Source organism: Azospirillum brasilense (assembly GCF_007827815.1).
Lineage (GTDB): Bacteria > Pseudomonadota > Alphaproteobacteria > Azospirillales > Azospirillaceae > Azospirillum > Azospirillum brasilense_C.
In genome coordinates this window covers 402,910-408,909 of sequence record NZ_VITH01000008.1, presented here as the reverse complement: position 1 = coordinate 408,909, position 6,000 = coordinate 402,910, and the positions used below count along the sequence as shown (strand labels likewise).

The window sequence follows — 6,000 nt, the reverse complement described above, 5'->3', positions numbered from 1 at the left end:
ATCAGCACCTTCTCGGCACCCGCTTCCAGGTGCTTGGCGGCGTCGGCGCGCTTGGTGAAGATGCCCGAGCATTCCATGGCGATCTGGATGCCCAGATCCTTCCACGGCAGCTTGGCCGGGTCACGCTCCTGCACGACCTTGATCGAGTGGCCGTTGACGATCAGCTCGCCGTCGCGGGTCTCGATGGTGCCGGGGAAACGGCCGTGGACGCTGTCGTACTTCAGCAGGTGGGCGTTGGCCTTGAGGTCGGCCAAGTCGTTGATCGCCACGACCTCCACGTCGTTGCGGCCGCTCTCGTAGATGGCCCGCAGAACCAGACGGCCGATGCGGCCAAAACCGTTGATCGCTACCCGAACAGCCATTGTTTTTCCTCCAGTCTGGCATTCCCCGACCCCGAACCATCCGGCTTGGGGCGGTCACTCCCGGCCCCGGATGTGTGGTCCGGGGCGGCAATTGTCAGCCCCGGACCGTCGGCCCGGAGCCCGATCCCACGAAGGCTCGCTCTTTTACAGGCGCGCCTTCGCCGCGGCGACCACGGCCTCGGCGGTGATGCCGAAGTGCTTGTAGAGTTCCTGATAGGGAGCCGACTCGCCGAAGCCGCTCATGCCGACGAATGCGGTGGCCGTGGCGCCCGGATAGCCGAGCCAGCGGTCCCAGCCCTGGCGGATGGCCGCCTCGACCGCGACGCGGACGCCGCTGCCGAGCACGGAGGCCTTGTAGGCGTCGTCCTGCGCTTCGAACAGCTCGAAGCTCGGGATCGACACCACGGCGGCGCCGATGCCCTCGGCCTGCAGCGCCTTGCGGGCCTCGGCGGCCAGCGAGACTTCCGAGCCGGTGGCGAGCAGCGTCACCTTGCGCTCGCCCTCGGCCTCCTGGATCACGTAGCCGCCGCAGGCGGAACGGTTCTCCGCCGCGTGCTCGGTGCGCAGGGTCGGCACGTTCTGGCGGGTCAGCGCCAGGACGGACGGGCCGTTGACGCGCTCCAGCGCGATCTGCCAGCACTCCGCGGTCTCCACGGCGTCGGCCGGGCGCAGGGTCAGCAGGTTCGGGATGGCGCGCAGGGCGGCCAGATGCTCCACCGGCTGGTGGGTCGGGCCGTCCTCGCCGAGGCCGATCGAGTCGTGGGTCATCACGAAGATCGAGCGCTGCTTCATCAGCGCGGCGAGACGGATCGACGGGCGGCAGTAGTCGGCGAACTGCATGAAGGTGCCGCCGTAGGGAATGACGCCGCCGTGCAGCGCCATGCCGTTCATGACGGTGGCCATGCCGTGCTCGCGCACGCCGTAGCGGACGTAGCGGCCGTTGAACTCACCGCGGCCCTTCACGTCGGCGGTGTTCTTCGCCTTGGTGTTGTTCGACGGGGTCAGGTCGGCGGAGCCGCCGATCATCTCCGGCACCGCCGGGACCAGGACGTCGAGCACGTTGCCCGAGGCGACGCGGGTCGCCCAGCTCGGCTTGTCCTCCGACAGCTTCTTCTTGAAGGCGGCGATCAGCTCGTCCAGGCCGGCGGGAACGCCACGGTCCATGGCCGCCTCGAACGCCTTGCGGGCGGACGGGTCCATCGCCGCGACGCGCTGCGCCCAGTCGGCGTAGGCGGCGTCGGCGCGGGTGCCGGCGGCGCGCCAGGCGTCCAGCACGTCCTGCGGGACGACGAAGGCCTCGTGCGGCCAGCCGAGATTCTCACGGGTGGCGGCCACCTCGTCGGCGCCCAGCGGCGAGCCGTGGCAGCCGTGGGTGTTGGCCTTGTTCGGGGCGCCCTTGCCGATGATGGTGCGGCAGGCGATCAGCGTCGGCTTGTCGGAGGTCTGGGCGGCCTCGATGGCCTTGGCGACGGCGTCCGGATCGTGGCCGTCGACGGCCGTCGTGTTCCAGCCGTAGGAGCGGAAGCGGGCCGGCGTGTCGTCGGTGAAGCTGAGGTCGGTCGAGCCGTCGATGGAGATGTGGTTGTCGTCCCACAGCACGATCAGGCGGTTCAGCCCGAGATGGCCGGCCAGCGAGCAGGCCTCGTGGCTGACGCCCTCCATCAGGTCGCCGTCCGAGGCGATGACGTAGGTGAAGTGGTTGATCAGGTCGTCGCCGAAGCGGGCGTTGGTGATCCGCTCCGCCAGGGCGAAGCCGACGGCGGTGGAGACGCCCTGGCCCAGCGGGCCGGTGGTCATCTCGATGCCGAGGGAGGGGTCGACCTCGGGGTGGCCCGGCGTCAGGCTGCCGAGCTGGCGGAAGCGCTTCAGCTCGTCGATGGTCATCCGCTCATAGCCGGTCAGGTAGCCCAGCGAGTAGATCAGCATCGAGCCGTGGCCGGCCGACAGGATGAAGCGGTCGCGGTCGGCCCAGGCCGGCTGCTTCGGGTTGAACTTCAGGAAGCGCGTGAACAGCACCGTGGCCACGTCGGCCATGCCCATCGGCATGCCGGGGTGGCCGGACTTCGCGGCCTCCACCGCGTCCATGGACAGCGCGCGGATGGCGTTCGCCATGGTGGTGATGGGGGCGGGCGGGGTGGCGGCGGAAGCAGCGGACATCGGGCAGGGTTCCTGAAGAATGTTCCCGTGGGCAGGCGGGCAGCGGGGCCGAATGGGGTCGGGCAACACCGATTGGGCGGGAAACAAGGCTTCCCGCAGGACGCGCGCACCATGCAGAACCCGTGTGCGCAGGTCAACCCGGGAATGGGGATGGCGGTCCGGCTTCCGGCGCATTGTGACGGCGCCATTTCCACCGTGAACTGCGGCGTAATTCCGGTTGACGGGGCGGCGTGGCCGGCCCAACTGTAGCGCTCGGCATTTTATGCATGTGCGAACATGCGGCCCGCCCGCCGTCCATCCGTCCGTCAAGGTTCCCCCGCCCATGGATTCCCTGAAAGCCTCGCTCGACCGCCTCTCCAAGGCCGTGGATCGTCTGGAGCATGCCGCGTGCGCCCGCGAGGAACGGGTGGCCAAGCGCGAGCAGGAGCTGAGCGAGTCCCTGCGCGAGGCGCGCATCGAACAGGCGCGCGCCCAGGAGAACGCGGAAACCGTGTCGAAGCGTCTGGAGGCGGCCATTGGTCGTCTCGAAGCGGTTCTGGAGAATTAAGCCATGGCCCAGGTGGACATCGAGGTGAACGGGCGTGCCTACCGCGTCTTCTGCCAGGACGGCCAGGAGGCCCGCCTGCGTGAGCTGGCCGGCTTCGTGGACGCCAAGCTGAAGCAGGTGACCGGCGGCGGGAAATCCGGGTCGGAGGCGCAGATGCTCGTGCTGACCGCCATCGTCATGGCCGACGAGATGCAGGACGTCATGGCCGGCCGCGGCCTCGCCCCGCTGTCCACGGTCAATGAGGCCGAGGTGGCCGCCGCCGTGGACAATGTCGCTTTGCGCATCGAAGAGGTTGCCGCGCGGCTCGAGCGCGCTTAAGTTAGTGAATGGAAGGTCGCTGCCTGGTTCGTCAGGTCGCAATAATCCCCAGGGCCGATAATCTTAGACTCTCGGGAGCTGTCCCTGTCCGGACCCTGGTCCGGTTACACGGCGCCCACCTGCTCTGCAGGTCATGGAGGATAAGCAATGCCAACGGCCAAGGCGGCACCTTCCGCCTTTCCCCCGAATTTCCCCGACCTTTCCAGGCGACGATGACCGACCCGCGCGCGGCCAAGGATGCCGCCCGAGCCCAGGCGCGCGCCCGGCGCGATTCCCTCAGCGACGACCGGATGCGCGCTTTTGCCGCGGATGCCCTGCGCGACCGCTTCCTGGAGGCGCTGGTCCGGCCGGGGATTCTCCCCGATGGGCCGGTCGCCGGCTATTGGCCGCTCGGTTCGGAACTCGACGCGCGGCCTTTGCTGCTCCATCTTAGATCGGGTGGGATCAAGGCGGGCGGGCGCTCCATCGCGCTTCCGGTGTCCGGGCCGCGCGGGCAGGCGCTGACCTTCCGCGACTGGGACCCGGCGCTGCCGTTGGCCGCCGGCCGCTACGGCATCCAGGAGCCGGGCGCCGACCGGCCCGAGGTCGTGCCGGCGGTGCTGCTGGTGCCGATGCTGGCCTTCGACCGCAGCGGGCATCGGCTGGGCTACGGCGCCGGCTACTACGACCGGACGCTGGACGCCTTGCGCGCGATCCGCCCGGTCCTGGCGGTCGGCATGGCCTTCGCCGCTCAGGAGATGGACGCGGTGCCCCATGGGGCGCACGATGAGCGGCTCGATTGGATTCTGACGGAGCGCGAGACGCTCCGCTTTGCGCAGTGAAGGTTGGGGACGATGCGGCTTTTGTTTCTCGGTGATGTGGTGGGGCGGTCGGGACGCGACGCGGTGATCGCGCACATGCCGACATTGCGCGAGCGGCTCGACCCCGACCTGACCGTGGTCAACGGCGAGAACGCCGCCGGCGGCTTCGGCATCACCGTGAAGATCGCCGAGGAGTTCTTCGCCGCCGGCGTCGACGTGGTGACGCTGGGCAACCATTCCTGGGACCAGAAGGAACTGGTCGCGGCGATCGACCAGCAGCCGCGCATCATCCGCCCGCTGAACTACCCGGAAGGGACGCCGGGGCGCGGCTTCGTGCTGCTGCAGGCGCGGGGCGGGCGCAAGGTGCTGGTCATGAACGTGATGCTGCGCCTGTTCATGGACCCGATGGACGACCCCTTCGTGGCGGTGGACCGGGTGCTGCGCGCCCACCGGCTGGGCCCCAACGGCGCCGACGCCATCCTGGTCGACGTCCATGGCGAGGCGACCAGCGAGAAGATGATCATGGGCCATTTCTGCGACGGCCGCGCCTCGCTGGTGGTCGGCACGCACAGCCATGTCCCGACGGCGGACCATGTGGTGATGAGGGGCGGCACCGCCTATCTGACCGACGCCGGCATGTGCGGCGACTACGACAGCGCCATCGGCATGAAGAAGGAAGTCGCCATGGCCAAGCTGATCCGCAAGCTGCCGACCGAGCGATTGAGCCCGGCGGAAGGCGAGGGCACCGTCTGCGGCTGCTACGTCGAGACGGACGACCGCACCGGCCTCGCGACCAGCATCCAGCCGGTTCGGTTGGGCGGGCGGCTGAGCCAGTCCATGCCGGTCCGGGGCTGAGCGGCGCCGCCGGTTCCGGTTCCGCGGGGCGCAAAAGGGGCGCCCCAATACTGCCATATTGACTTTCTATATGGGTAGGTGTCGTCTCCGGCGCCGAAGGCGTGCGGTGGCGCACAAAGGCTGGTACATGTGTCCCACCGCTTTCCAAGCTGTTTCACAAGACCTTTGTCTCTTTGAATCCATCTGGGGCTCGTTCGACGCATGGCCGGTCATAGCCAATTCAAGAACATCATGCACCGCAAAGGCGCGCAGGACGCCAAGCGGTCGAAGATCTTCAACAAGCTCGCCCGCGAGATCACCGTGGCGGCCAAGGGCGGCCTGCCGGACCCGGCGGCCAACCCGCGCCTGCGCGCCGCGATCACCGCGGCCCGCGTGCAGAACATGCCGCGCGACCGCATCGACCGCGCGATCAAGCAGGGCACGCCCGGCGGTGGCGACGACGCGAACTACGACGAGGTGCGGTACGAGGGCTACGGTCCCGGCGGCGTCGCGCTGATCGTCGAGGCGCTGACCGACAACCGCAACCGCACGGCGTCGGAAGTGCGCTCGGCCTTCACTAAGTACGGCGGCTCGCTGGGCGAGACGAACTCGGTCAGCTTCATGTTCAGCCGCGTCGGCGCGATCTACTACCCGGCCGCCGCCGCGGCTGCGGACGCCGTGTTCGAGGTGGCGCTTGAGGCCGGTGCCGAGGACGTGGCGTCCGACGAGAACGGTCACGAGGTCACCACCACGGTGGAGAATTTCGCGATCGTGCGCGACGCGCTGGAGGCCAAGTTCGGCGGTGCGGAAAGCGCGCGCCTGACCTGGAAGCCGCTGAACACCGTCGCCCCGTCCGAGGACGCCGCCGCCAGCCTGATGAAGCTGCTGGACGTGCTGGAGGACAACGACGACGTCCAGACCGTCGAAGGCAACTTCGACATCTCCGACGAGCTGATGCAGAAGCTGACGGCCTGATTTCAGG

Annotated in this window: 7 protein-coding genes and 1 other RNA gene; 6 read left to right on the top strand and 2 right to left on the bottom strand. The window is 68.9% G+C overall.

The genetic code is table 11. The annotated features are described in order from the left end of the window. Together FBZ83_RS19085 and tkt are read right to left on the bottom strand one after the other, a co-directional pair. Positions 1-362: glyceraldehyde 3-phosphate dehydrogenase NAD-binding domain-containing protein (locus tag FBZ83_RS19085; protein WP_247888368.1), on the bottom strand; the 362-nt coding region annotated here is incomplete at its 3' end. A 144-nt stretch (positions 363-506) separates the two neighbouring features. Beyond that, positions 507-2,519, bottom strand: a complete 2,013-nt coding sequence (tkt, locus tag FBZ83_RS19080) for a transketolase (RefSeq protein ID WP_145686984.1) — start codon at positions 2,517-2,519, stop codon at positions 507-509. 322 nt (positions 2,520-2,841) lie between these two features. Here tkt and FBZ83_RS19075 point away from each other — a divergent pair, with 322 nt between their 5' ends. The 6 genes from FBZ83_RS19075 to FBZ83_RS19050 all read left to right on the top strand — a co-directional run bounded on the left by FBZ83_RS19075 (position 2,842) and on the right by FBZ83_RS19050 (position 5,993). Further along, positions 2,842-3,066, top strand: a complete 225-nt coding sequence (locus FBZ83_RS19075) for a hypothetical protein (RefSeq protein WP_145686982.1) — start codon at positions 2,842-2,844, stop codon at positions 3,064-3,066. A gap of 3 nt (positions 3,067-3,069) precedes the next feature. Further along, positions 3,070-3,384 carry a cell division protein ZapA gene (locus FBZ83_RS19070; RefSeq protein ID WP_014240504.1) on the top strand — a complete coding sequence of 105 codons (315 nt, stop codon included), beginning with the start codon at positions 3,070-3,072 and terminating at the stop codon, positions 3,382-3,384. Positions 3,385-3,397: 13 nt separating this feature from the next. Beyond that, positions 3,398-3,557, top strand: a non-coding RNA gene (gene ssrS, locus FBZ83_RS19065) — 6S RNA. 39 nt (positions 3,558-3,596) lie between these two features. Then, on the top strand, positions 3,597-4,205 hold the full coding sequence (locus FBZ83_RS19060) for a 5-formyltetrahydrofolate cyclo-ligase (RefSeq protein ID WP_145686980.1): 609 nt from the start codon (positions 3,597-3,599) through the stop codon (positions 4,203-4,205). 12 nt (positions 4,206-4,217) lie between these two features. Continuing rightward, entirely contained in the window at positions 4,218-5,039 is an 822-nt protein-coding gene (locus FBZ83_RS19055) for a TIGR00282 family metallophosphoesterase (RefSeq protein WP_145686978.1), read from the top strand. Between the two features lie 201 nt (positions 5,040-5,240). Next, positions 5,241-5,993, top strand: a complete 753-nt coding sequence (locus tag FBZ83_RS19050; protein WP_014240508.1) for a YebC/PmpR family DNA-binding transcriptional regulator — start codon at positions 5,241-5,243, stop codon at positions 5,991-5,993. Positions 5,994-6,000: the final 7 nt, after the last annotated feature.

Coding starts and splice junctions, on each gene's coding strand:
- FBZ83_RS19060 (WP_145686980.1), top strand. CDS start 3,597: ATGACCGACCCGCGCGCGGCCAAGGATGCCGCCCGAGCCCAGGCGCGC.
- FBZ83_RS19055 (WP_145686978.1), top strand. CDS start 4,218: ATGCGGCTTTTGTTTCTCGGTGATGTGGTGGGGCGGTCGGGACGCGAC.
- FBZ83_RS19070 (WP_014240504.1), top strand. CDS start 3,070: ATGGCCCAGGTGGACATCGAGGTGAACGGGCGTGCCTACCGCGTCTTC.
- FBZ83_RS19075 (WP_145686982.1), top strand. CDS start 2,842: ATGGATTCCCTGAAAGCCTCGCTCGACCGCCTCTCCAAGGCCGTGGAT.
- tkt (WP_145686984.1), bottom strand. CDS start 2,519: ATGTCCGCTGCTTCCGCCGCCACCCCGCCCGCCCCCATCACCACCATG.
- FBZ83_RS19050 (WP_014240508.1), top strand. CDS start 5,241: ATGGCCGGTCATAGCCAATTCAAGAACATCATGCACCGCAAAGGCGCG.